Genomic DNA, 25,340 nt, shown 5'->3' with positions numbered 1-25,340 from the left:
CGGGGTGTGATCCCCGTCGGCCGGTCAGGCCTTCCACTTCTCCCAGGACATGTTCCAGCCGTTGTAGCCGTTCTCGGGCTGGATCGTCTTGTCCGCGGAGTTCTTCACGACGACGACGTCGCCGATGAGGGAGTTGGCGAAGAACCAGCCGGCGGGCGTCTTCTTGCTGTAGCCGCCGCGCACGTCGCTCAGGCCGATGCAGCCGTGGCTGGCGTTCGTGTTGCCGAAGGCGCCGCCCGACCAGTAGTTGCCGTGGATGAACGTGCCCGAGGTGGACAGGCGCATCGCGTGCGGGACGTCCTTGATGTCGTACTCGCCTCCGAAGCCGACGGTCTCGCCGTTCATGCGCGTGACGGCGAGCTTCTCGCTGATGACCATCTGGCCGTTGTACGTCGTCGTGCCGGGGGCGCCCGCGGTGATCGGGATCTTCTTGATCTGCTTGCCGTCCCGGACGACCTTCATCTGGTGCGACTTGGCGTCGACGGTGGAGACCTGGCTGCGGCCGATGGTGAACTTCAGGGTCTTGGCCTGCTCGCCGTAGACCCCGGGCCGGCCCTCGACACCGTCGAGGTTGAGGTCGACGGTGACCTTCGTCCCCGCCTTCCAGTACTTCTCGGGACGGAAGTCGATGCGGTCGTTGCCGAACCAGTGGGGCTCGACGTCCACGGCCGGCTCGGTCTTGATCCGGATGGCCTTCTCGACGTCCGCGGGCTCGGTGATGCCGCGGTTGAAGTGGACCGAGAACGGCATTCCCACGCCGACCTTCGAGCCGTCCTCCGGCGTGAACTGGCCTATGAAGGTGTTCTTCGGCGTCAGCGTCGTAAACGACGTGTCCTTGGCCGATTCACGTCCCTCGGAGTCCTTGGCTATCGCGTGGACCTTGTACTTCGTGGAGGCGGCGAGGTGATGCGCCGGCGTCCAGCTTGCGCCGCCCGAGGTGATCTTGCCCGGGACCGGATTGCCCTTGCTGTCCTCGACCTTGACCTGCGAGAGCTTGCCCTTGTCGGCGGCTATCTTCAGTGCGCCGCTGGTCGCCACCGAGTCGGCGCCGTCCTTCGGGGCTATGGTCACCACCGCGGTCGACGGAGCGTTCTTGTCGGCCGCCTTGCCCTTGCCGTCGCCGCCCGAGTCCGAGCCGCCTCCCCCGCCGCACGCCGTGACCAACAGCAGCGTCACACCCGATGCCACCGCAAAGAGGCCCTTGGTCCCCCGTCGTCGTGCACGCCCCCGCGCACCAACCGACGTCCCCGATATCGGTCGCCCGTTCAAGATGTGTCTCCCCTCGCACGGCCTGGTCAGGCCCGCACCCCAGTGCCTCAGCGCGCACAGACACGCGCCTGCGCTAGATAACCACACGGCCCTGACCGATGACTCCCCGCCAATGTCACTGTTCAGTCCCAACTGCGTATGGGGTGCGGGCCCTGCCTCAGCGCCCGTCCGTGGGCTCGGCCTTCGGCTGCGATCCGGGCTGCGCCGTCCAGTCCTTCCACTCCATGTTCCAGCCACCGAGGCCGTTGTCAGGAGCGACTTTCTTGTCATCGCTGTTGACGACTTCCACCACATCACCGATCAGGGTGCGGTCGAAGAACCACCCCGCCGGGGTCTGTGAGCTGCCGCCCTTCACGTCGCGCAGGCCCACGCAGCCGTGGCTGACATTCGTGTTGCCGGGGGCGTCCGGTGCCCAGTAGTTGCCGTGCAGGAAGGTGCCGGACGTCGTCAGACGGATCGCGTGCGGGACGTCGGGGATGTTGTACTCGCCGCCGAAGCCGACGGTGCGGCTGTTCATCCTGGTCACCTCCAGCATCTCGGTGACCACCATTTTCCCGTTGTACGTGGGGGTCTTGGGGGCCCCGGCGGTGATCGGCACCGTGGAGAGGACCTCGCCGTCACGGCGTACTTCCATCGTGCGCTCGGCGGCGTCGACCAGTGAGGTCTGGCTGCGGCCGACCGTGAACGAGAAGCTCTTGTCCTGGAGGCCGTAGACGCCGGGGGCGGCCTCGACGTCGCGCAGGCGCAGGCCGACGGTGACCTTCGTGCCGGGCTTCCAGTACTTCTCGGGGCGGAAGTCCACGCGGGTCTTGCCGAACCAGTGCGGCCGTACGTCGACAGCGGGCTTCGCGGTGACGCTGATGGCGCGCTGGACGGCCTGCAGGTTCTCGATCTCCTCGTTGAACTCGAGGGAGACGATCATGCCGGTGCCGACGGTGGAGCGGTCCTCCGGCGAGACGTAGGCGATGAACCGCTCGTCGGGGACGGCGGTCGTGAACGTCGTGTGCCGCGCCGAGCGGCGGCCGTGGCCGTCGAGGGCGACGGCGTCCACCGTGTACTTGGCGGCGAGCGCGAGGCCGCGCTCGTCCAGTGGCTTCCAGGTCATGCCGTCCTCGTCGATGCGGCCGGGCACGGTCTGCTCCCGCGCGTCCTGCACCCGGACGACCTTCACCGATTCGAGGCGTCCGTCGGGGACCTCGACCTGGAGCCTTTCGTCTCCCTTGACTCCCTTGCTGCCGTCGTCGGGCGTCACCCGGATCGCGTCGGCGGGCGACCGCGGCTTGCCCATCAGCCTGTCGATGCCGTCGCCGTCGCCGCTGCATCCCGTGGCCCCGGCAAGCAGTCCTGCCCATGTCACCACGGCGGCCAGCACGGCCCCTGCGCGCCGAGCGCGCCTCGCTACCTGTCTCACGTCCGTCCCAACGACCGTCCCCCTCCTGGGGAAACGTGAGTGCGACGCACACGCTGGGCAGAACAGTGGGGAGGACGGCACGGACCCGCGGGTCCGCACGCGCCGTCCGGTCGGGTACGCCACCGCCGCCGGGACGCGGCAGGGGTCGAGCCGCAGGAGGCGAATGGGTGTCCAGCGCAGCCGAACAGGAAGCACTCCGGGGTGGGCGGCGCGGGACGGACGCGGCCGCCGTGAACGGGGAGGCCGTTGTCGTGAACGGGACGTCCACGCAGTCGCGCGCCGTGCCGCGGCCCGCCTCGGTCGCGCGTGCGGCACCCGTGTGGCCGGGGGCGCCGACGCCGCTCGGCGCGCGGTTCCGGGTGGGGCCCGACGGGGTCGCGGGCACCAACTTCGCGCTGTGGGCGGGAGGGGCGCAGGCCGTCGAGCTCTGCCTCTTCGACGACCGGGGCATCGAGACGCGCGCGTCGCTGACCGAGCTGACGCACGAGATATGGCACGGCTTCGTGCCGGGCGTCCGTCCCGGCCAGCGCTACGGCTACCGCGTGCACGGCCGCTGGGACCCGTGGACGGGCGCCCGCTGGAACCCGGCGAAGCTGCTCCTCGACCCGTACGCGCGCGCGGTCGACGGCGACTTCGCGACGCGCGGGCTGCCGCCCGAGGTGTACGGGCACGTGCGGGACTGGCCGCAGCAGCACGTGGCCGACACCGTGCGGGACGACCGGGACTCGGCGCCGTACGTCCCCAAGGGGGTGGTCGTGCACGACGACGCGCCGGACGACGAGTGGGCGGACGACCGGCGCCCGAAGACGCCGTGGGCGGACTCGGTCATCTACGAGGTCCACGTACGCGGCTTCACCAAGCTGCACCCGGGGATTCCGGAGGAACTGCGGGGTACGTACGCGGGGCTCGCGCATCCGGCGGCGATCGGCCACCTCGTGCGGCTCGGCGTGACGGCGGTGGAGCTGCTCCCCGTCCACCAGTTCGCCCACGAGGACCATCTTCTGCAAAGGGGCCTGCGCAACTACTGGGGCTACAACTCGATCGGCTACTTCGCCCCGCACGCGGCGTACGCGGCGTCAGGGACGAGGGGCGAGCAGGTCGGGGAGTTCAAGCGGATGGTGCGGGCGCTGCACGAGGCCGGGATCGAGGTGATCCTGGACGTGGTCTACAACCACACGGCGGAGGCCGGCGAGCTGGGCCCGATGTTCTCACTTAAGGGCATAGACAACCGCGGCTACTACCGGCTCCAGCCGTCCGACGCGCGGCGATACGCGGACTACACGGGCTGCGGGAACACGCTCCAGGTGGTGCAGCCGCACGTACTTCGGCTGATCACGGACTCCTTGCGCTACTGGGTCACCGAGATGGGCGTGGACGGCTTCCGCTTCGATCTCGCGGCGGCCCTCGCGCGCTCGTTCCACGACGTCGACATGCTGTCGCCCTTCCTCGCGGTGATCGCGCAGGACCCGGTGCTCCGGCGGGTGAAGCTGATCGCCGAGCCGTGGGACGTGGGTTCCGGCGGCTATCAGGTGGGGGCGTTCCCTCCCCTGTGGACGGAGTGGAACGACCGCTACCGGGGTGCGGTGCGGGACTTCTGGCGGGGCGCGCTGCCCGATGTGCGGGATCTGGGGTACCGGCTCTCCGGGTCGAGCGACCTGTACGCGTGGGGCGGGCGCCGTCCGTACGCGTCGGTGAACTTCGTGACGGCGCACGACGGGTTCACGCTGCGGGACCTGGTGTCGTACGAGCGGAAGCACAACGAGGCGAACGGGGAGGGGAACAGGGACGGGTCGGACGACAACCGGGCCTGGAACTGCGGTGTGGAGGGCGAGACGGCGGACGAGCGGGTGACGGAGCTGCGGCGGCGCCAGCTGCGCAATCTCCTGACGACGCTGCTGCTCTCCACGGGGGTGCCGATGCTCGTCGCCGGGGACGAGATGGGGCGTACGCAGGGAGGCAGCAACAACGCTTACTGCCAGGACAACGAGGTCAGCTGGGTGGACTGGGGGTTGCTGGAGCAGCCGGGGTGGGCGGCCCTGTTCGACCTGACGTCCCGTCTGATCTCCCTGCGCCACCGGCATCCCGTCCTCCGTAGGCGGGCCTTCTTCTCCGGGCGCGCGCATTCGGCGGACGGGCTGCGGGACCTGGCGTGGTTCACGGCGCGCGGGACGGAGATGACGGAGGGCGACTGGTACGCGCCGGCCGCGACGCTCGGCATGTATCTGTCCGGCCGCGACATCCCCGGGCGGGACGCCCGGGGCGCGCCGATCGTCGACGACAGCTTCCTGGCGATCCTGCACGCGGCGGACCGTGCCGGGAGTTTCGTGCTGCCGGGGGCGCCGTGGGCACGGGCGTACGAGGTGGTGGTGGACACGTCCCTGGAGCAGCAGGGGGAGGCGCCCGGTACGGTCCTGCGCGCCGACGCGGCGGTCACGGTGACCGGGCGGTCGGTGCTGTTGCTGCGGGTCCTTGACGAGGTCGCGGAGGCGGACGCGGGCGGCTGACGTCGACTGAGGGGATTGGTCTGAACCTGCCCATTGCCGCGGTCCGCCGCACGGGTCAAGCTCGGCGCATGGACCTGGAGTTGAGGCACCTCAGGACGATCCGGGCGATCGCCGACGCGGGCAGCCTGACCAAGGCCGCCACCGTCCTCGGTCTCGCGCAGCCCGCCCTGAGCGCGCAGCTGAAGCGGATCGAGCGTGCCCTGGGAGGCGAGCTCTTCGAGCGGGGGCGGCACGGGGTGCGGGCCACCGCGCTCGGGGAGTTCGTGCTGGCCCGCGCCCGGGTGGTGCTGCCCGCGGTCAGCGGCCTGCGGGAGGAGGCACTGCGGTTCTCCACGGCCTGGGAGGGCGGCGCGGGGTTCCGGCTCGGCGCGACGCACGGGCCGTTGCTCGGTGCCCTGGTGGACCGGCTTGCCGCCGCGCATCCGGGGGTGCCGGTGACGACCCACATCTCCTGGTCGGAGGGGGAGATCGCCTCCCGCACGGCCGACGGGCGCCTCGACTTCGCGCTGGTGGGCACATGCGGGGCGAGCGCGCCGCCGGAGAGCGGGCTCCTGGTGTGGCGGGAGGTGGCCCGCGACCCGGTCTTCGTCATGCTGGCCACGGGCCATCCGCTGGCCGGCCGCCGGGAGATCGACCTGGCGTGGCTCGCCGACGAGGCGTGGACGGACGTGCCGGGCGACGGTTGCTTCGCGGACTGCTTCACGGCGGCGTGCGCCCGCGCGGGTTTCACGCCGGCCTCGGTGTACGAGACGGACGTGGCGTCCTGCGTCCACCTGGTCCAGGTCGGGCGGGCGGTGGGGCTCTGCCGCGCGACGTTCCCGCCGACGCCGGGCGTGGTGACCCGCCCCCTGTCGGGAACGCCGCTGTACTGGCGCCACCTCCTGGGCTGGCACCCGGCGACCGGTGCCGACACCACGGCCCCCACCGTGTACGCCCAGGCCCGCGCGGCCCACGCGGAGGCCACGGCCCGCAGCGAAAGCTACACGGCCTGGCTGGCGACACCTTCCCCTCAGCTGCCGTGACGGGGCGGCGGCCGCGGTGCGGGCCGCGGACAGCGGCTTCGGGGTGAGGGTGAGCGGGCGGGTCCGGGTTCCGGTATGTCCGATCCCGTGCTTTCCATAACGTCAGGGGCAGGGGTCAGCTGACAGCTACTGGTGGGCAGTTGAGGCTTCTACGGTGTGGGCGATCCGCTCGCCCTCGACACCGAGGAGATCCCCCGTGCTCCCCATCCATCGCAGACGTGCCGCGGCCGCCGCGCTCGCCGCCGCCGGTGCCCTGGTTCTCGCCGGACTGCCCGGCACCGCGCACGCCCAGGCCGATCCCGCCGCCTCCTCTTCGCCCTCCCCCGCCGAGACCGCCGCCGTCGACAGGACATCGCCCGAGGTCCTGAAGGCCATGCAGCGGGATCTCGGCCTCACGTCGGCTCAGGCCGGGGCCCGCCTGGTCAACGAGGCCGAGGCCGGCGCCGTCGCGGGAGCCCTGCGGGTCGCGCTCGGCCGTGACTTCGCGGGCGCCTGGGTGCACGGCGCCACCTCGGCGCGGCTCACCGTGGCCACCACCGACGCCTCCGATGTCCGGGCGATCGAGGCCCGCGGCGCGCGGGCCGAGGTCGTGCCGTACTCGGCCGGCCAACTGGACGCAGCCAAGGCGAGGTTGGACCGGGCCGCCCAGAAGACGGCCACGCGCGACGCTCCCGTCTGGTACGTCGACGTGCGGTCCAACGCGGTCGTGGTGCGAGCCGTGCACACCCCCGCCGCCAAGTCCCTCGTCACCGCCGCGGGGGTCGACTCCTCCCTCGTACGCGTCGAGAAGGCCAAGGAACGGCCGCGCCAGCTGTACGACCTCGTGGGCGGGGACGCGTACTACATGGGCGGCCGGTGTTCCATCGGCTTCCCGATCACCAAGGGCACCCAGCAGGGCTTCGCCACGGCGGGCCACTGCGGGCGCGCGGGCACCGCGACCAGCGGCTACAACCAGGTGGCCCAGGGCTCGTTCCAGGCGTCCGTCTTCCCCGGCAGGGACATGGCCTGGGTCGCCGTCAACTCCCAGTGGACCGCCACCCCGTACGTCAAGGGCCAGGGCGGGCAACGGGTCGGCGTCGGGGGCTCCACGCAGTCCCCGGTGGGTGCGTCGATCTGCCGTTCCGGCTCCACTACGGGGTGGCACTGCGGCACGATCCAGCAGCACAACACCAGCGTCACCTACCCCGAGGGCACCATCAGCGGCGTGACGCGTACGACGGTCTGCGCGGAGCCCGGCGACTCGGGCGGCTCCTACATATCCGGCAGCCAGGCGCAGGGCGTCACCTCGGGTGGGTCCGGCAACTGCTCCAGCGGCGGGACGACCTTCCACCAGCCGATCAATCCGCTGCTCCAGCAGTTCGGCCTGACGCTGAAGACGACGGGCGGCGGCGACCCCGGCCCCGGTGACCCCGAGCCCGGCGGCACGTGGGCCGCGGGGAAGGTCTACGCCGCGGGTGACACCGTCACCTACGGCGGGTCGACCTACCGGTGCCTCCAGGGCCACCAGGCGCAGTCCGGCTGGGAGCCGCCTCGTACGCCTGCGTTGTGGCAGTCCGCCTGACCGCCCGGCTGTGGGCCGCAGGTGGCTGAGCGCGCAGTTCCCCGCGCCCCTTACGGGGCCCTGCGGCCTCAGCCCAGGATTCCCCTGCTGTACGCCGTGGCCACCGCCGCCGCCCGGTCGTTGACGCCCAACTTGCCGTAGATGTGGGTGAGATGGGTCTTGACCGTGGCCTCGCTGATGAAGAGTTCCGCGGCGATCGCACGGTTCGACGTGCCCTTGGCGACGAGCGCGAGCACCTCCCGTTCACGGGTGCTCAGCGCTTCGTTGCCGGGGGCACGCACGCGTGAGACGAGCCGGGAGGCGACGGCGGGCGAGAGGACGGTGCGGCCCTGCGCGGCCGCGCGGACCGCGGTGAACAGGTCGTCGCGGGGCGCGTCCTTGAGGAGATAGCCCGTCGCGCCCGCCTCTATCGCGGGCAGGGTGTCCGAGTCCGTGTCGTACGTGGTCAGGACCAGGACCCGGGCACGGGAGCCGCGCCGGTTGAGCTCGGCGATCGCGTCGACGCCGTTGCCGCCGGGCATGCGCAGGTCCATCAGGACGACGTCCGGGTCCAGGCGCTCCGCGAGGGCGACGGCCTCGACGCCGTCGGCTGCCTCGCCGAGCACCTCGAAGCAGGGGTCGGAGCGGAACATGCCGCGCAGGCCGTCCCGTACGACGGGATGGTCGTCGACGATGAGCAGAGTGATCAGATCAGCCATGGCGGACCAACGGTACGCGAGCCGAGAGCGCGGTCCCGTGCCCCGGCTCCGCCTCGACGGTGAACGAGCCCGCGATGCGTTCGGCGCGGACCCGCATGCCGTCGAGGCCGAAGCCGCCGGAGCCGCTGCGCTGGACCAGGGCGATCGGGTCGAACCCGCGGCCGTCGTCGCGTACGTCCAGGGCCACTTCGTCGTCCATGTACGAGAGGGTGACGCCGAGGCGGGTGGCCGCCGCGTGCCGTGCGGTGTTGGACAGGGCCTCCTGGACGATCCGCAGCAGCGTCGCCTCGATCTCTTCGTGCAGCGGCTCGGCGGTGCCGGTGACCGTGAACTCGGCCCGGACGCCGGTGCGCTGGGACCACTCCACGACCGTCTTCTTCAGCGCCTCGGGGAGCGCGTCGTGCTCGAGGGCCGTCGGGGAGAGGTTGTGGACGGAGCGGCGGGCCTCGCCGAGGCTGTGCCGGGCCAGGTCGGCCGCGCGGCCCAGGTGCTCGCGGGCCAGGGTCTCGTCGGACGCGGACGCGACGACCTGGAGCTGGGCGATGATGCCGGTCAGGCCCTGCGCGATGGTGTCGTGGATCTCCGCGGCGAGTCGGCGCCGCTCGTCGGCGACGCCTGCTTCCCGCGCCTGGACCAGGAGTTGGGCGTGCAGGGCCGCGTTCTCGTCCATGGCCTGCTGGAGAGCGGTGTTGGTGTGCTCCAGTTCGACGATGGTGGCGGCGGCGTCGCGGGCCCGCTGGTCCTCCTGCGTCGCGAAGTGGGCGAAGACGGCGAGCAGCGCGACGTTCACCACGAGCAGCCCGCCGAAGACGCCCCAGCCGAGCTCCTCGTCCGGCGGGAGGCCACCGGACTGGGAGCCCGACATGGTGACGGCGGTGAGGAACAGGCCGGGTTTGACCAGGCGCGGGGGAAGCAGCCGCTCGGAGTCGAAGTAGGCGACGACGGCGTAGAACGCGAAGAACGGGTTGATCCAGGTGAGAACGAAGCCGATCGTCCAGCGCAGGCCGTAGTAGCCGATGCCCGCGGGCGAGGGGCCGGGCCGGGAGGCGGCCACCGCGCCCCACCCGAGCTGGAGCGCGAGCCCCGCGCCGACCAGGGCCCCGGCCACGTACCAGTCGCCCCGCGTCATGCCGACGACGCCGCTGGTGGCGAGGGACATGACCAGGCCGAACCCCATCAGGGCGTAGGGGCCCCAGCGGTGGAACAAGGCCCACCGCTGTTCGATCATCCTCGTCGCGTCCGCCGTGCTCACGCTCACCGCCCCAGTGTCCACGACGGCCCACGTCACTCCCAGCGGAACCAGCGCGAGGCGCCGGCCGTCAGGGCCACGGTCCACAGTGCGAGGACGCCCAGGTGGACCCAGCCGGGCCAGTCGCCCGCCGCGGCCTCGCCGAGGGCCTGGGAGGCGGCACCGAGCGGGGTGAACTCCACGACGCGGGCGAGCGCGTCCGGCATGGCCTGCACCGGCAGCCAGACGCCCGCACAGAACATCATCGGGAAGAAGACGGCGGAGCCGACAGCGGTCGCCGCCTTCGTCGTACGGGAGATCGCGGAGACCATGGCGCCGAGCGCGAGCCCGCACAGGACGGCGAGGAGCAGCGCGAGCGCGTAGCCGAATGCCTGGCGCGGCAGGGCCACGTCGAAGGCCAGCCGGCCCGCGGCCAGGGAGAGCAGGGACGAGACGAGCGCGGCGGTGCCGTGGATGCCCATCTGCGCGCCGAGCACGGCGGAGGGACGTACGGGCGTGGCCGACATGCGCCGCAGGATGCCGCGTTCGCGGTAGCCGGTGAGGAGCGGCGGCATGGCCTGCAGACCCGCCATGATCAGCGAGAGCAGCACGGTCACGGGGACGTACAAGTCGACCGTCCTGAGCCCGCCGAGCGAGTCCTGGGATTCCCGGAAGGAGGGGATCGAGCCGAGGATCAGCAGGAGGACCGTGGGGAACGCCATGATCCAGAAGAGGGAGCCGGGCTCACGGCAGAAGATCCGGAGCTCGGCCCTGAACACGGCGGCGGATGCCCTGCTCTTCGCGGGGGTCCGGGGTGCTGGGGCCCGGGGTGCGGTGACGGCGGTGCTCATGCCGATGCTCCCGTGAGGTCGAGGAACGCGTCGTCCAATGTGGCGTCGGAGACGCGGAGTTGGTGCGCGGTGATGTGATGCCGGGCGAGCAGCGTGATGGCGGCGTCGACGGTCTCGTCGGTGCCGTTCAGGGTGTAGCGGCCGTCGCGGTGGTCGACGGAGACCACCTGGGGCAGCGCGGCGAGTTCCCGCTCGTCGAGCGGCGCGGACGGCGTGAAGGACATGACGGTGGAGCCCGCGGCCCGGCTGATGAGGCCCGCGGGGCTGTCGAGCGCGGCGATCCGTCCCTGGTCGATGACCGCGATGCGGTCGCAGAGGCGCTGGGCCTCCTCCATGAAGTGGGTGACGAGCAGGACGGTGACCCCGCTCTCGCGTACGTCCTCGATGAGCTGCCAGGTGTCGCGGCGGGCGCGCGGGTCGAGGCCGGTGGTCAGCTCGTCGAGCACGACGACTCTCGGGTTCCCGATCAGGGCGAGTGCGATGAACAGGCGCTGCTTCTGGCCGCCGGAGAGCTTGCCGAAGCGGCTGTCCAGCTTTTCGGTCAGGCGCAGGCGTTCGGCGAGGGGTCGCCAGTCGGCGGGGTTCGGGTAGAACGCGGCGTACAGTTCGAGCGCCTCGCGCACGGTGAGCTTCGCCTGCAGCTCGCTCTCCTGGAGCTGGGCGCCGAGGATCTGCGTGACGCGGTCGTGGTCGGCGACGGGGTCGAGTCCGGCGACGCGGACGGTTCCGGCGTCGGGTACGCGCAGCCCCTCGACGCATTCCACGGTGGTGGTCTTGCCGGCGCCGTTGGGGCCGAGGACGCCGAAGATCTCGCCCTCCTCGACGGCGAAGGAGACGCCGTCCACGACGGTCCGTCCGCCGTAGGCCTTGCGCAGGTCGTGCACTTCGATGATGGGCATGGGTCGAGCCTCGCCGGTGGGCGGGGGCCGGGGCATCGCCCATCGCGCTCGAAGGGGCATCAGCCGATCGGTTGACGCAGGGGTACGACTTCGCTGGTGCGGACAGATTCCGAGGCGGGCGCGGCCCGGTCCTAGGACCAGCGGACGAACCGGGACGGGCCAAAACTCGGTGGGTTCTGTCAGTGGCCATCCGTAGGCTCGCTCCTGATGCCGAAACCAGATGCACCGACCAAGGAATCAGCGGATCCAGCGGGCGGAAAGTCCGCCGTACGGACGCTGCTGCGCCTGTGGCCGTACGTCCGCCCTGTCCGAACCCGCCTGTTCGGCGCGGCACTTGTGGCCGTCGTCGCATCCTGTACGGGGCTGGTCTTCCCCCTCGTGCTGAAGTGGCTCGTGGACGGCCCGGTGGCGGACCGGGACCTCGCGGGGGTCTGGTTCGGGGCGCTGCTCCTGCTGCTGCTCGGTGTCGCGGAGGCGTTGCTCTTCGGGCTGCGTCGGTGGCTGGTGGCGCGGCCGCTCGCCTCAGTGGAGGCGTCGATGCGGGCGGATCTCTACCGCCATCTGCAGCGGCTCCCGGTGGCTTTCCACGACCGCTGGGCCTCGGGCCAGTTGTTGTCGCGCGGCACCACGGACCTGATGCTGCTGCGGATGTTCCTCGCCTTCCCGCTGACGTTCCTGGTCGTGAACGGGGCGACGATCGTGGTCGGCATGGCGATCCTGCTGGCGCAGGACTGGGCGCTCGGTCTCGTGCTGCTGACCCCGCTGGTGCCGCTGATGATCGTCGGCGCGTACTTCGAGGGCAGGTACATGGCCGTGGCCCGGCGGGCGCAGGACCAGGTCGGCGATCTGACGACGGTCGTCGAGGAGAGCGTGCTCGGCATCCGCATCATCAAGGGCTTCGGCCGGCACCGCAGTCAGGCGCGGGCGTTCCGCGAGCTGTCGCACACGCTGCGGGGCACGGAGCTCGCCAAGGCGCGGCTGCTCGCCGCGATCAACGCGGTGATCATGACGCTGCCCGAGATCGCGATCGGTGCGGCGCTGGTCCTGGGGACGGTGCAGGTGGCGGACGGCGGCCTGTCCACGGGCACGCTGGTCGCGTTCCTCTCGACGGCCCTTGCGCTGCGCTGGCCGGTGGAGTCGATCGGGTTCCTGCTCGCGATGAGCCAGGAGTCGGCGACGGCCACGGAGCGGTTCTTCGAGGTCATGGACGCGGAGCCGGAGTCCGCCACCAAGGCCGCTCCCTCCTCGGGTGGCTCCGCCGCGACCGGACTCCGCTTCCACGGCGTGGAGTTCCGCTACCCGGACGCGCCTGCCGGGGCGCCGCCCGCGCTCGACCGCATCGACCTGCACGTCCGCCCCGGCGAGACGCTCGCGCTCGTCGGGGCGACGGGCAGCGGCAAGACGACGCTGACGGCGCTGGTGCCGCGGCTGCACGAGGTGAGCGGGGGACGCATCACGCTGGACGGCGAGGACATCGCGATGATGGATCGTGAGCGGCTGCGCACGCTGGTGGCGGTCGCCTTCGAGGAGCCGACGCTGTTCTCCGCGACGGTGGGCGAGAACGTCCTGATGGGAGCCGAAGAGGCGGCGGGCGATGCGGAGTTGGAGCGGGCCCTCGAAGTCGCCCAGGCCGAGTTCGCCCACGCGCTGCCGCAGGGTACGGCCACCCAGGTCGGCGAGCAGGGCCTGAGCCTCTCCGGCGGCCAGCGCCAACGCCTGGCCCTGGCCCGCGCGGTGGTGGGCCGCCCCCGCTTCCTGGTCCTCGACGACCCGCTCTCGGCACTGGACGTGCACACGGAGGCCCTGGTGGAAGCGGCCCTGCGCCGCGTACTGCGGGACACGACGGCCCTGGTGGTGGCCCACCGCCCCTCCACGGTCCTGCTCGCCGACCGCGTCGCCCTGCTCTCCGCGGGCCGGATCACCGCGCTGGGCACCCACCAGGAACTGCTGCGAAGCAACGCGGAGTACGCGTGGCTGATGTCGGGGGCGGGGGCCGCTCCCGCGACGGGGGAAGCGGACTCGGCATCCGTATCCGCATCCGCATCCGCATCCGCGAACGACCGGACAGCGGCGGACGCCGCGTCCGCGGAAGGTGAGGCCGCACGATGACCGCTTCGACACCGGCCTCACGGACGACGGCCACGGACGAAACCCCCGGCCCCGGCGATCAAGTGGCCGGGCAGCCCCCGGCGGGCGGCGAGCACGGCTCCGGCAAGGCGGCGGGAGGCAAGCCGGCGGGTGAGGGGGCCGCGGGTGAGGGGGCCGCGGGCGGCGGGGGTGTCGATCTGTTCGATCGGGATTCCCTTCCCGCACCCCCCGGCGCCACCTCCGCCCTGCTGCGGTCCCTGCTCTCGGCCCTTCGCGGACGTGTCGTCCTCGCGACCGTGCTGTTGCTCCTGCAACAGGCCGCCGTGCAGGGCGGGCCGCTGCTCGTCGCGTACGCCATCGACCGTGGCGTGCCCGCCGTCCGCGCCGACGACTACGGGCCTCTCGTCGCCATCGGCATCGGCTATCTGCTCTGCGCCGCCGCGTCCGGCGGGTTCCAGTACGCGTTCATCGTGGCATCCGCCCGCGTCAACCAGGACGTGCTGCTCGACCTGCGCGGACGCATCTTCCGGCACGCGCAGGCCCTCAGCGTGGACTTCCATGAGCGGTACACCTCGGGGCGGCTCATCTCCCGGTCCACCACCGACGTGGAATCCCTGCGGGAACTCCTCAGCGAAGGGCTGCAGGAGCTGATCACCGTCATCCTGTCCTTCGTCTACATCTCGGCGATGCTCCTCTGGCTCGACCTGAGCCTCGGCGCCATGGCCGTCGCGTCCTTCGTTCCGCTCTACCTCCTCGTACGCCGCTATCAGCGCCGCGCGGGCCCCCTCTTCGGAGAGCGGTCCACGGCGATCGCCTCCGTCATCGTGAAGTTCGCCGAGACGATGAACGGCATCCGACCGGTCCGCGCGTTCCGGCGCGAGCGCGCCAACGAGGCGGAGTTCGGCGTACTGAACCGGCGCCACGAGCGGGCCAACGGCGACGCCATGCTGGAGATGGCCCGTTACGTGGTCGGCTCCCGGCTCGTCGCCAACACCGCCGTCGCCGGCATCGTCCTGTGGGGCGCCTACCGCGTCACCGACGGCACCCTCGCGCTCGGCGTCCTCGCCGCAGCCGTGCTGTACCTGCGCCGCCTCTACGACCCGATCGACCGGCTGGGGATGTTCCTGAACTCCTACCAATCGGCCGCCGCGTCCCTGGAGAAGGTCGCCGGGCTGCTCGCCCAGGCCCCCTCCGTGCCCGAGCCGCACCCGGACCGCGCCCGGCCGCTGCCCGCCCTCGCCTCCGAACACCCCGGCCGCGAGGTCGACTTCGAAGGCGTGCGGTTCGCCTACCGGACCGGCGGCGAGATCCTGCCCCGCTTCGACCTGACACTGCCCGCCGGGCAGACCGTCGCCGTCGTCGGCTCCACCGGCGCGGGCAAGTCGACGCTCGCCAAGCTGCTTGCCCGCTTCTACGACCCGACGGACGGCCGGGTCCTGCTCGACGGCGTCGATCTGCGGGACCTCGCCAACGCCGAGCTGCGGCGCGGCGTGGTGATGGTGACGCAGGAGGCCTTCCTCTTCTCCGGGACCGTCGCCGAGAACATCGCCATCGGCCGCCCTGACGCCACCCGCGAGGACATCGAGCGGGCGGCGAGGGCCATCGGCGCGCATGACTTCATCGCGTCCCTGCCCGACGGGTACGACACCGACGTACGCAAGCGAGGTGGCCGTATCTCCGCCGGTCAGCGCCAGTTGGTCGCCTTCGCGCGAGCGCTGCTCGCCGACCCGGCTGTACTGATCCTGGACGAGGCGACCAGTTCGCTCGACATCCCGGGCGAGCGGGCCGTGCAGCGCGCCATGCACACGGTGCTGCGCGGGCGGACCGCCGTGGTGATCGCCCACCGGCTCTCCACTGTGGAGATCGCCGACCGGGTGCTCGTGATGGAGCACGGGCGGATCGTCGAGGACGGCACACCGGCCGAACTCATCAAGGGCAGCGGGTCGTTCGCGGATCTGCACCGGGCGTGGCGGGACAGCGTGGTGGGGTAGCCGCACACTTCAGGCCGTCTTCCGCACCCCGCGAGGGGTGCGGAATCAGCCACGCCGCTCCGGCCCGGTGGTGCCGGGCTCTCATCGAACAATCGGGAGCCCCTGACCTCGGGCGCCCCTTCCGTATATCGAACGTGGGCCACCGCGCAGCGGACCAGTTCCGGCCAACTCTTGACGCACCCCTGACAAACAATGCGCGCCGGTGCCACTCTTCCCCTCGATTCCCAGCGACACCTCGCTCCACCCCGCTCGACCCCTGAATTCCCAGCTCCACGTTCTGCCTTGTTCTGCCCGGACGGCACGACCGCGCCGCCCGGTCCCCCTGGCCGCGTATCCCGCGGCCACGCAGAAGGAGTCCGTGTTGAGAAGCACCTCTCACAGACCTGCCTCCCACAGACGCGCCACCGCCGCGGGCGCCCTGACCGCCGTCGCCGCACTCATCGCGGTGGCTTTCCAGACGGGCCCGGCATCCGCCGACGACCCCGCGATATCCCAGGCCAAAGCCCCGGCCGCCGCGAAAATAGGCAAGGCCGACCCCGGTTCCCTGCCCGTGAAGCTCACCCCCGCCCAGCGTGCGGCGCTCCTCAAGGACGCCAACGCCACCAAGGCGGAGACGGCCAAGGACCTGGGGCTCGGCGCCAAGGAGAAGCTCGTCGTACGTGACGTCACCAAGGACGGCGACGGCACGACGCACACCCGCTACGAGCGCACGTACGACGGACTGCCCGTACTCGGCGGCGACCTGGTGGTCGACGAGGCGAGGTCAGGGAAGACCGAGGGCGTCACCAAGGCCGCGAAGGCGCAGCTCAAGGGCGTCGACACCAGCGCCGAGGTGAAGGCGGCAAGCGCCGAGAAGCAGGCGCTCGGCGCGGCGAAGGCCGAGGGGTCGAAGAAGACCGACGCGGACCGCGAGCCGCGCAAGGTCGTCTGGATGGCCGGGGGCGAGCCGACGCTCGCGTACGAGACCGTGGTCGGCGGGCTGCAGCACGACGGCACCCCGAACGAGCTGCACGTCATCACGGACGCGGCGACCGGCAAGAAGCTCTTCCAGTGGCAGGGCATCGAGAACGGCACGGGCAACACCCAGTACAGCGGTCAAGTCCCGCTGGGAACGGCGCAGTCGGGGTCCAACTACACCCTGACCGACACCGGTCGCGGCAACCACAAGACGTACAACCTGAACCGCGGCACGTCAGGCACCGGCACGCTCTTCTCGGGCGCCGACGACGTGTGGGGCAACGGCCAGGCGTCCAACCTGGAGACGGCCGGTGCGGACGCCCACTACGGCGCCGCGCTGACCTGGGACTACTACAAGAACGTGCACGGCCGCTCCGGTATCCGGGGTGACGGCGTCGGCGCGTACTCGCGGGTCCACTACGGCAACAACTACGTCAACGCGTTCTGGTCCGACGCCTGCTTCTGCATGACGTACGGCGACGGCGCGGGCAACGCCAAGCCCCTGACGTCCATCGACGTGGCGGCCCACGAGATGACGCACGGTGTCACGGCGGCCACCGGCAACATGACGTACAGCGGTGAGTCCGGTGGCCTGAACGAGGCGACGTCCGACATCTTCGCGGCGGCCGTGGAGTTCCACGCCAACAACGCGCAGGACAAGGGCGACTACTACGTCGGCGAGAAGATCGACATCAACGGCGACGGCACGCCGCTGCGCTACATGGACAAGCCCTCCAAGGACGGCGCGTCCAAGGACTCCTGGTACTCGGGCATCGGCAACATCGACGTCCACTACTCGTCCGGTGTCGCCAACCACTTCTACTACCTCCTGAGCGAGGGCAGCGGCGCCAAGGTGATCAACGGCGTCTCGTACGACTCGCCCACCTCCGACGGCCTGCCCGTGACCGGAATTGGTCGTGACAAGGCGTCGCTCATCTGGTTCAAGGCGCTGACGACGAAGTTCACCACGACCACCAACTACGCGGCGGCCCGCACCGGGACCCTCGCGGTCGCCGGTGAGCTGTACGGCACCAGCAGCGCCGAGTACGCGGCGGTGGCCCACGCGTGGGCCGGCGTCAACGTCGGAGCGCGTCCCGGTGGCGGCGGTGGCACCGACTTCGAGAACACCACCGATGTCGCCATCCCGGACCGCGGCGCTGCGGTCACCTCGTCCATCAACGTCACCGGGCGCACGGGCAACGCGCCCGCCGCCCTGAAGGTCGGCGTCGACATCGTGCACACCTGGCGCGGTGACCTGGTCGTCGACCTGGTGGCCCCGGACGGCTCGACGTACCGCCTGAAGAACTCGAGTTCGTCGGACTCCGCCGACAACATCCAGGAGACCTACACGGTCAACGCCTCGTCCGAGGTGGCCAACGGCACCTGGAAGCTGAAGGTCCAGGACGTGGCCGCGCAGGACGTCGGCCGCATCAACAGCTGGAAGCTGACGTTCCCGTAGGCCGCCGGTAGGGCCTTGGTACGAGCAGACTGCGCCGCTCCGGGTGGATTCACTCCCCGGGGCGGCGCACCCATGTGTGCGGGCGTTGGACCGCCGACCGCGCAACTCCCCGTTCGCATTGCGTACATGGACCATCGCTCAACGGACGAATTCCGGCCAACCTGCGGTCAGGTACCTGACATGCACCTGGCCCACCTGACACTCTTCCCTCGCACGACACAACAGAACATCTGTACACCGCACCGCATCTTTCAGCCCGGACAGCTCCCCAACGCCGCCCGGGCCCCCCACAGAAGGAGCATGCGTGACCCCCCACATATCCCGGAAGCGCTCCACGCTGGCCATCGCCACCGCTGTCGCCGCCGGAGCACTGCTCGCCGGCGGTCTGGCCACCGGAGCCTCCGCGCAGCCCGACCGGGCCGCGGCGCCCGCCGGATCACAGATCGCGCTCTCCTCCACCGCCCGCGCCGGCCTGCTGCAGGACGCGAACGCGGACAAGGCCGCCACCGCCGAGAAGATCGGCCTCGGCGACAAGGAGAAGCTCGTCGTCAGAGATGTCGTCAAGGACCGTGACGGCACCACGCACACCCGCTACGAGCGCACCTACGACGGCCTGCCCGTCCTCGGCGGCGACCTGGTCGTCCACACCGCCAAGAGCGGCTCGGTCAAGAGCGTGACCAAGGCGGCCAAGGCCACCATCAAGGTCGCGTCCACCTCCGCGAAGGTCGGGGCCAGGTCGGCCGCGAAGTCCGCCGAGTCCACCGCCGCGAAGTCCGGCGACACCAAGAAGGCCGACGCGCAGACACCTCGCAAGGTCGTCTGGGCCGCGTCCGGCAAGCCGGTCCTCGCCCACGAGACCGTCGTCACCGGCGTCCAGAAGGACGGCACGCCCAGCAAGCTGCACGTCATCACCGACGCGGCCACGGGCAAGAAGCTCTTCCAGTACCAGGCCATCGAGAACGGCGCGGGCCACAGCCAGTACAGCGGCGACGTCGAGGTCGGCTCCAAGAAGGGTTCGAGCGGCTTCGACCTGACCGACGACGCGCGCGGCGGCCACTCGACGTTCGACCTGGCCCACGGCCAGAGCGGTGAGGGCAAGCTCGTCACGGACGACGACGACACCTGGGGCACCGGAAAGCCGGACGACGCCCAGACCGCCGCCGTCGACGCCGCCTACGGAGCCCAGTTGACCTGGGACTACTACAAGGGCGTGCACGGCCGTGAGGGCATCAAGGGCGACGGCAAGGGCGCCACGTCGCGGGTCCACTACGGCAACGCGTACGTCAACGCGTTCTGGGACGACAGCTGCTTCTGCATGACGTACGGCGACGGCGAGGGCGACAAGAAGCCGCTCACGTCGATGGACGTGGCGGCGCACGAGATGACGCACGGCGTCACGGCGGCGACGGCCAACATGGAGTACAGCGGTGAGTCGGGCGGCCTGAACGAGGCAACCTCCGACATCTTCGCGGCGGCGGTCGAGTTCAACGCCAAGAACCCCGAGGACATCGGCGACTACATGGTCGGCGAGAAGATCGACATCAACGGCGACGGCACGCCGCTCCGTTACATGGACAAGCCCTCCAAGGACGGCAACTCCCTGGACAACTGGAGCGCGGAGGCGGGCAACGTAGACGTCCACTACTCCTCCGGCATCGCCAACCACTTCTTCTACCTGCTGTCCGAGGGCAGCGGCGCCAAGGAGATCAACGGCGTCAAGTACGACTCCCCGACCGCGGACGGCTCCAAGGTCGAGGGCATCGGACGCGACAAGGCCGAGAAGATCTGGTTCAAGGCCCTGACGTCGTACTTCACGACGACGACGGACTACAAGGCGGCCCGCGAGGGCACCTTGAAGGCGGCGACGGACCTGTACGGCGCGGACTCCGCCGAGGCCAAGGGCGTGGCCGCGGCCTGGACGGGCGTGAACGTCAAGTAATTCCTGCTGGCCCCGGGGCCTTGCGCGCCGTCGGTCACCGGCTTCGCCGAGTTCGTCCTCAAACGCCGGACAGGCTGAAATCTTCAGCCTGTCCGGCGTTTGGGCGTAGAGCCCGCCCTACCGCAGCAACACCCCCGCCGCCTCCCCCGTCCCCTCGGAAGGCACCGTCACCAGCCCCAACTCCGCCCCGCTCGCCAGCAGTCGATGCGACGGCAGAATCCGCACCGTATAGCCGAACGGCCCCGTGCGGTCCAGGGCCAGCGGGCCCTCGTAGAGGCGGCGGCCCTCCGCGTCGGGCCCGCCCACCGGCTTCAGCGGAACGGGGCTCGCCTCGGCGATGACGTCCTCGGGGTCGACGCGGCCCGCGATCGTCTGCACCTCCACGTCGTCCGGGGTCAGGTCGCCCAGATGCACGCGGACCCGCAACGAGAGCGTGGCCCCCAGTTCGGCGGTGGCACCCGTCGCCGAGGCCTCGACGTGGTCGACGGCGACCCGCGGCCAGGCGGCACGCACCCGCGCCTTCCAGTCGGCCAGCTCCGCCGCGGCGTCCGCGCCCAGCGTGCGATGCGCCCGCGCGGCGGGAACGTACAGCTGCTCCACGTAGTCACGCACCATGCGCCCCGCGAGCACCTTCGGCCCCAGCCTGGTCAGCGTCCGCCGCACCATCTCGATCCACCGGTCGGGAAGACCCGCAGGACCCTGCTCGTAGAAGCGGGGGGCGATCCGGCGCTCCAGCAAGTCGTACAGCGCCGCGGCCTCAAGATCGTCCCGCCGGTCGTCATCCGTCGCCGCCCCGTCCGCCGTGGGGATCGCCCAGCCGAAGTCCGGCTCGAACCATTCGTCCCACCAGCCGTCCAGGACCGACAGGTTGAGGCAGCCGTTCAGCGCGGCCTTCATCCCGCTGGTCCCGCACGCCTCAAGCGGACGCAGGGGGTTGTTCAGCCAGACGTCGCACCCCGGATACAGCTTCTGCGCCATCGCCATGCCGTAGTCCGGCAGGAACACGATCCGGTCGCGGACCCGCGGATCGTCCGTGAAGCGCACCAGCTCCTGGATGAGCCGTTTGCCCCCGTCGTCCGCCGGGTGCGCCTTGCCCGCCACCACGATCTGGATCGGCCGTTCCGGATGGGTGAGCAGCTCCATCAGCCGGTCGCGGTCCCGCAGCATCAGCGTCAGCCGCTTGTACGAGGGGACGCGGCGCGCGAAGCCGATGGTCAGGACGTCAGGGCTCAGCACGTCGTCGATCCAGCCCAACTCGGCGCTGGCGGCGCCGCGTTGGCGCCAGGAGGCGTAAAGCCGCCGCCTGACCTCCGTCACCAGCTGGCCCCGCAGCTCGCGCCGCAGCTCCCAGATGTCCGCGTCCTGGATCTCGGCGACCGCGTCCCACCGGTCGGAGCCGCCCACCGACAGCGCGTCCTGCGTGCGCTGCGCGCCGATCTGCCGCGCGCCGAGGCGGAACACCTCGGGAGCGACCCAGGTCGGGGCGTGCACGCCGTTCGTGACGGAGGCGATCGGCACCTCCTCGGCGTCGAATCCCGGCCACAGGCCCGCGAACATCTCGCGGCTCACCTTGCCGTGCAGGGTGGAGACGCCGTTGGCGCGGCGCCCGAGCCGCAGGCCCATCACCGCCATGTTGAAGAGGTTGGGCTCGCCGCCGGGGTACGTCTCCATGCCGAGTCGCAGTATGTGTTCCACGTCGATGCGGGGCAGCTCGGCGTCCGGGCCGAAGTGCCGGGCCACCAGCTCACGGTCGAAGCGGTCGATCCCGGCGGGCACGGGCGTGTGGGTGGTGAAGACCGTCCCGGCGCGCACGGCTTCCAGCGACGCGTCGAAGTCGACTCCCTCGCGCGCGAGTTCATGGATGCGCTCGAGTCCGAGGAAGCCCGCGTGGCCCTCGTTCGTGTGGAAGACCTCGGGCTCGGCGTGCCCGCTCAGCCGGCAGTACGTCCTGATGGCGCGCACTCCGCCGATGCCGAGCAGCATCTCCTGGAGCAGCCGGTGCTCGCTGCCGCCGCCGTAGAGCCGGTCGGTCACCTCGCGGGCGCCCGCGTCGTTCTCCTCGACGTCCGAGTCGAGCATGAGGAGCGGTACGCGTCCGACGCTCGCCTGCCATACGTGCGCACGCAGCGAGCGCCCGCCTGGAAGGGCGATCGCGACCAGGCTCGGGGTGCCGTCCGCCTCGCGCAGAAGGGCGAGCGGCAGCTCGTTCGGGTCGAGCACCGGGTAGGTCTCCTGCTGCCAGCCGTCACGGGACAGGGACTGGTGGAAGTAGCCGTGCCGGTAGAGCAGACCGACCCCGATGAGCGGCAGCCCGAGGTCACTGGCCGCTTTCAGGTGGTCGCCCGCGAGGATGCCGAGCCCTCCCGAGTACTGCGGCAGGGCGGCGGTGATGCCGAACTCGGGCGAGAAGTAGGCGACGGCGCGCGGGAGCTCACCCCCGCGCTCGGCGGCCTGTTCCTGATACCAGCGCGCCCCGGTGACGTACTCCCGAAGCCCCTCCGAGGCCTCGGTCAGGCGGCGCAGGAAGGTGCCGTCCTGCGCCAGTTGCGCGAGACGGGCGGGCGACACGCCGCCGAGCAGGCGCACGGGGTCGCACCCGGACGCGACCCACTGCTCGGGGTCGACGGCCTCGAACAGATCACGGGTTTCCGTGTGCCAGGACCAGCGCAGATTGCGCGCCAGCTCCGAGAGCGGGGTGAGGGGTTCGGGAAGGGCGGGACGAACGGTGAACCGACGGATGGCCTTCACAGCGGCTCCACCTCTACGGGGGATGCGTTACCTATCGACCTACGCGTAGACGGTAGCGGTGCCCGCCCCTATGCAACTACGGCGCACGGACGCGCACGGCGGTCACCTCGTGGTCCCGCGCCTGACGGAGGCATCCCGAATCCGTCCGGAAATCGGCGCAACCCTTACAGCACCCCCACGGGCGGTATGGCCGATTCCCCCACGCCGTGTGGTCTTGTAGGCCCTCACGCCACACGAGAGGCTGCCAAGTGGCGCTCGTGGAGGATACGGGGAATCCGGCACAGACCGCTCCAACTCCGCGAGTCGCATGTCAAGTTGGGGAGGGAAACCAGCGTATGACTCTGTCGCGCACGAAGCGTCTGCGGTGGGCCGGGGCCGTGACCGCCGCCACCACGGCGGTGGTACTTTCGGCCATCACGCTGCCCGCACACGCCGATCCCGCCGGCCCCCCGCTCGGGGAGATACTCGGCGCCGGTGAGCCCGGTTCCATCAGCGGGAGTTACATCGTCACGCTCAAGGGCGGGACCACGGCCCCTTCGCGGGCGGGCAAGGGCCTCGCCGCGAAGTACGGGGCGAAGATACGTCACACCTACAGCACCGCGCTCAACGGTTACGCGGTGCGGGCCGGGTCGGCACAGGCCGAGAAACTCGCGGGTGACCCGAGGGTCGCCTCCGTCTTCCAGGACAGCACCGTGTCCCTGGATCACACCCAGAAGGACCCGCCTTCCTGGGGCCTCGACCGGATCGACCAGAAGAGTCTGCCGCTCGACACGTCCTACACCTATCCCGATTCAGCGGGGAAGGGTGTGACGGCGTACGTCATCGACACCGGGATCCGGGCCTCGCACGAGGACTTCGGCGGCCGCGCGAGCAGCGGCTGGGACTTCATCGACAACGACGCCACGGCACAGGACGGCAACGGCCACGGCACGCATGTGTCGGCGACCGTCGCGGGCGAGAGCCACGGCGTCGCCAAGCAGGCGGACGTCGTGGGCGTCAGGGTGCTCGACGACGCCGGGTCGGGGACGACCGCGCAGGTCATCGCGGGCATCGACTGGGTGACGAAGAACGCGAGGAAGCCCGCCGTCGCCAACCTGAGCCTCGGCGGCACGGCCAACGCCCAACTGGACGCCGCCGTGCGCAACTCGATCGCGTCCGGGGTCACTTACACGGTCGCGGCGGGCAACGACGGGCTTCCCGCGTTCCTGTTCTCGCCCGCCCGTGTGAAGGAGGCGATCACGGTCGGCGCGACCGACGTCAAGGACGCCAAGGCGAGCTTCTCCAACTGGGGCGGCAGCCTTGACCTGTTCGCGCCGGGTGTCGGCATCACCTCCGCGTGGAACACGGACGACAGCGCCACGGACACCATCTCGGGCACGTCCATGGCCTCGCCGCACGCGGCGGGAGCGGCGGCCCTCTACCTCGCCGATCACCCGTCGGCCGCCCCGGCCGAGGTGGGCAAGGCACTGACCGACCAGGCGGTGCCGGGGAAGGTGACGGGCGCCGGACTCGGCTCCCCGAACAAGTTGTTGCAGGTCAGCAACCCGTAGAGCACGACGCAGCACAGAACCGGCCCCGCCGAACCCGGCGGGGCCGGTTCTGTGTGTGCGGGTGCGGCCTTGCCTCCTGCGCGATCCCGAAGCACCCTCGATAGAACGCCGGTCTTGTTATGGGGCCTTACGCACCAGTAGCCGGTGAAGCACCGGATTGCCCACCCGAGATTGGTGGGAAGGCTCCCCCGGTACGCACACGGCTCAGTACGGTCGGTCACGACTCGGTACGGCAGTCATGGCCCAAGTACGGCAGTCACGGCTCAAGTACGGCCACAAGCGCGGCACGCAGTCGCTGAACCCCTCCAGAACCCCGTATCCGCCCCACTCATGTAACGCGGACAGGAGCGGTAATGCCCTCAATTCGCCCGTCGGCGACGCCCTCGGGACAAGCCTCGGGAAAGGCCTCCACAAGAGTGCCCACACCCCCGGCACCACGGCAGGACACGCGGGATCAGCACAACCCGCCGGACACGCAGGATCCGCCCCCCTCCCCCGCCCGGCCCGGCACGCTCACCGGCCGCATACCCGTCCTCGACATCGCGCCGCTCGTGCACGGCGGCCGGCGCCCCGCCAAAGCCGTGGTGGGCGAGACCTTCCAGGTCACCGCCACCGTCTTCCGCGAAGGGCACGAGGCGGTCGCCGCCAATGTCGTGCTGCGCGATCCGCGGGGGCGCCCCGGCCCATGGACGCCGATGCGCGAGCTGGCGCCCGGCACCGACCGGTGGGGCGCGGACGTCACCCCGGACGCGGAGGGACACTGGACGTACACCGTCGAGGCGTGGGGCGATCCCCTCACCCAGTGGCGCCACCACGCGCACATCAAGATTCCGGCGGGCATCGACACCGAACTCGTCCTGGAGGAAGGCGCCCGCCTCCACGAACGCGCGGCGGCCGCGGCCCCGGAGAGTGATCGCGCCACCCTCAGCGCCGCCGTCGAGGCCCTGCGCGACACGGCACGCCCCGCCACGGCCCGGCTCGCCGCCGCCCTCACCCCGGAGGTGGACGCGGTCCTCGCCGCGCGTCCGCTGCGCGAACTCGTCACGGAGTCGGAGCGGTTGCCGCTGCTTGTGGAGCGGGAGCGGGCGCTGTTCGGGTCGTGGTACGAGTTCTTCCCGCGCTCGGAGGGCGCGGTCGTGCGGGAGGGTGAGCCGCCGAAGTCGGG

16 protein-coding genes are annotated in these 25,340 nt (G+C 71.1%); 9 read left to right on the top strand and 7 right to left on the bottom strand.

Going from position 1 to position 25,340, the window contains the following annotated elements:
* Positions 1-24: 24 nt before the first annotated feature.
* Complete coding sequence (locus ACWD02_RS30675) at positions 25-1,269, bottom strand: L,D-transpeptidase (protein ID WP_451216077.1); 1,245 nt, start codon at positions 1,267-1,269, stop codon at positions 25-27.
* Between the two features lie 157 nt (positions 1,270-1,426).
* Positions 1,427-2,641: an Ig-like domain-containing protein gene (locus ACWD02_RS30670; protein ID WP_451216074.1), complete on the bottom strand. Its 1,215-nt coding sequence runs from the start codon at positions 2,639-2,641 to the stop codon at positions 1,427-1,429.
* 206 nt (positions 2,642-2,847) lie between these two features.
* On the opposite strand from ACWD02_RS30670, the gene glgX reads away from it, so the two are divergent.
* From glgX to ACWD02_RS30655, 3 genes are all read left to right on the top strand, one after another.
* Positions 2,848-5,184 carry a glycogen debranching protein GlgX gene (gene glgX, locus ACWD02_RS30665; RefSeq protein WP_451216071.1) on the top strand — a complete coding sequence of 779 codons (2,337 nt, stop codon included), beginning with the start codon at positions 2,848-2,850 and terminating at the stop codon, positions 5,182-5,184.
* Between the two features lie 68 nt (positions 5,185-5,252).
* Positions 5,253-6,206, top strand: coding sequence for a LysR substrate-binding domain-containing protein (locus tag ACWD02_RS30660; RefSeq protein ID WP_451216068.1), 954 nt, complete (start codon positions 5,253-5,255; stop codon positions 6,204-6,206).
* A 196-nt stretch (positions 6,207-6,402) separates the two neighbouring features.
* Positions 6,403-7,767: a carbohydrate-binding protein gene (locus ACWD02_RS30655; RefSeq protein ID WP_451216065.1), complete on the top strand. Its 1,365-nt coding sequence runs from the start codon at positions 6,403-6,405 to the stop codon at positions 7,765-7,767.
* Between the two features lie 68 nt (positions 7,768-7,835).
* Here ACWD02_RS30655 and ACWD02_RS30650 read toward each other — a convergent pair whose 3' ends face one another.
* Genes ACWD02_RS30650 through ACWD02_RS30635 form a run of 4 tightly spaced genes read right to left on the bottom strand, consistent with a single transcriptional unit; the run spans position 7,836 to position 11,443 of the window.
* The gene (locus tag ACWD02_RS30650; RefSeq protein WP_451216062.1) at positions 7,836-8,465 is read right to left on the bottom strand and encodes a response regulator; all 630 of its coding nucleotides are present in this window, start codon (positions 8,463-8,465) and stop codon (positions 7,836-7,838) included.
* On the bottom strand, positions 8,458-9,693 hold the full coding sequence (locus tag ACWD02_RS30645) for a sensor histidine kinase (RefSeq protein WP_451216780.1): 1,236 nt from the start codon (positions 9,691-9,693) through the stop codon (positions 8,458-8,460). The genes ACWD02_RS30650 and ACWD02_RS30645 overlap by 8 nt, the downstream gene beginning before the upstream one ends.
* 56 nt (positions 9,694-9,749) lie before the next feature.
* The gene (locus ACWD02_RS30640) at positions 9,750-10,544 is read right to left on the bottom strand and encodes an ABC transporter permease (RefSeq protein WP_451216059.1); all 795 of its coding nucleotides are present in this window, start codon (positions 10,542-10,544) and stop codon (positions 9,750-9,752) included.
* A complete protein-coding gene (locus ACWD02_RS30635) occupies positions 10,541-11,443 on the bottom strand; it encodes an ABC transporter ATP-binding protein (protein WP_451216056.1) in 903 nt (300 codons plus the stop codon). The genes ACWD02_RS30640 and ACWD02_RS30635 overlap by 4 nt, the downstream gene beginning before the upstream one ends.
* A gap of 207 nt (positions 11,444-11,650) precedes the next feature.
* On the opposite strand from ACWD02_RS30635, the gene ACWD02_RS30630 reads away from it, so the two are divergent.
* The 4 genes from ACWD02_RS30630 to ACWD02_RS30615 all read left to right on the top strand — a co-directional run bounded on the left by ACWD02_RS30630 (position 11,651) and on the right by ACWD02_RS30615 (position 19,877).
* Positions 11,651-13,552, top strand: coding sequence for an ABC transporter ATP-binding protein (locus tag ACWD02_RS30630; RefSeq protein WP_451216053.1), 1,902 nt, complete (start codon positions 11,651-11,653; stop codon positions 13,550-13,552).
* Positions 13,549-15,522 (top strand): ABC transporter ATP-binding protein, encoded by a 1,974-nt coding sequence (locus ACWD02_RS30625; protein ID WP_451216050.1) that lies wholly within the window; start codon positions 13,549-13,551, stop codon positions 15,520-15,522. The genes ACWD02_RS30630 and ACWD02_RS30625 overlap by 4 nt, the downstream gene beginning before the upstream one ends.
* A 358-nt stretch (positions 15,523-15,880) precedes the next feature.
* Positions 15,881-17,938 carry a M4 family metallopeptidase gene (locus tag ACWD02_RS30620; RefSeq protein WP_451216048.1) on the top strand — a complete coding sequence of 686 codons (2,058 nt, stop codon included), beginning with the start codon at positions 15,881-15,883 and terminating at the stop codon, positions 17,936-17,938.
* Positions 17,939-18,242: 304 nt separating this feature from the next.
* The gene (locus ACWD02_RS30615) at positions 18,243-19,877 is read left to right on the top strand and encodes a M4 family metallopeptidase (protein ID WP_451216045.1); all 1,635 of its coding nucleotides are present in this window, start codon (positions 18,243-18,245) and stop codon (positions 19,875-19,877) included.
* Between the two features lie 117 nt (positions 19,878-19,994).
* On the opposite strand, the gene glgP is transcribed toward ACWD02_RS30615, so the two are convergent.
* Positions 19,995-22,625, bottom strand: a complete 2,631-nt coding sequence (gene glgP, locus ACWD02_RS30610; protein WP_451216042.1) for an alpha-glucan family phosphorylase — start codon at positions 22,623-22,625, stop codon at positions 19,995-19,997.
* Positions 22,626-22,960: 335 nt separating this feature from the next.
* On the opposite strand from glgP, the gene ACWD02_RS30605 reads away from it, so the two are divergent.
* Positions 22,961-24,175 (top strand): S8 family peptidase, encoded by a 1,215-nt coding sequence (locus ACWD02_RS30605; protein WP_451216039.1) that lies wholly within the window; start codon positions 22,961-22,963, stop codon positions 24,173-24,175.
* 353 nt (positions 24,176-24,528) lie between these two features.
* Positions 24,529-25,340, top strand: an 812-nt coding sequence (locus ACWD02_RS30600; RefSeq protein WP_451216036.1) for a maltotransferase domain-containing protein, incomplete at its 3' end; no start/stop codon positions are given.

This window comes from Streptomyces sp. NPDC002853 (genome assembly GCF_053591915.1).
This window is presented reverse-complemented; position numbering and strand designations above follow the sequence as displayed.

Bases quoted from the DNA above. Each gene is read 5' to 3' on its own strand.
- ACWD02_RS30660 (WP_451216068.1), top strand. From the start codon at position 5,253: ATGGACCTGGAGTTGAGGCACCTCAGGACGATCCGGGCGATCGCCGAC.
- ACWD02_RS30605 (WP_451216039.1), top strand. From the start codon at position 22,961: ATGACTCTGTCGCGCACGAAGCGTCTGCGGTGGGCCGGGGCCGTGACC.
- ACWD02_RS30650 (WP_451216062.1), bottom strand. From the start codon at position 8,465: ATGGCTGATCTGATCACTCTGCTCATCGTCGACGACCATCCCGTCGTA.
- ACWD02_RS30625 (WP_451216050.1), top strand. From the start codon at position 13,549: ATGACCGCTTCGACACCGGCCTCACGGACGACGGCCACGGACGAAACC.
- ACWD02_RS30630 (WP_451216053.1), top strand. From the start codon at position 11,651: ATGCCGAAACCAGATGCACCGACCAAGGAATCAGCGGATCCAGCGGGC.
- ACWD02_RS30635 (WP_451216056.1), bottom strand. From the start codon at position 11,443: ATGCCCATCATCGAAGTGCACGACCTGCGCAAGGCCTACGGCGGACGG.
- ACWD02_RS30645 (WP_451216780.1), bottom strand. From the start codon at position 9,693: ATGATCGAACAGCGGTGGGCCTTGTTCCACCGCTGGGGCCCCTACGCC.
- ACWD02_RS30640 (WP_451216059.1), bottom strand. From the start codon at position 10,544: ATGAGCACCGCCGTCACCGCACCCCGGGCCCCAGCACCCCGGACCCCC.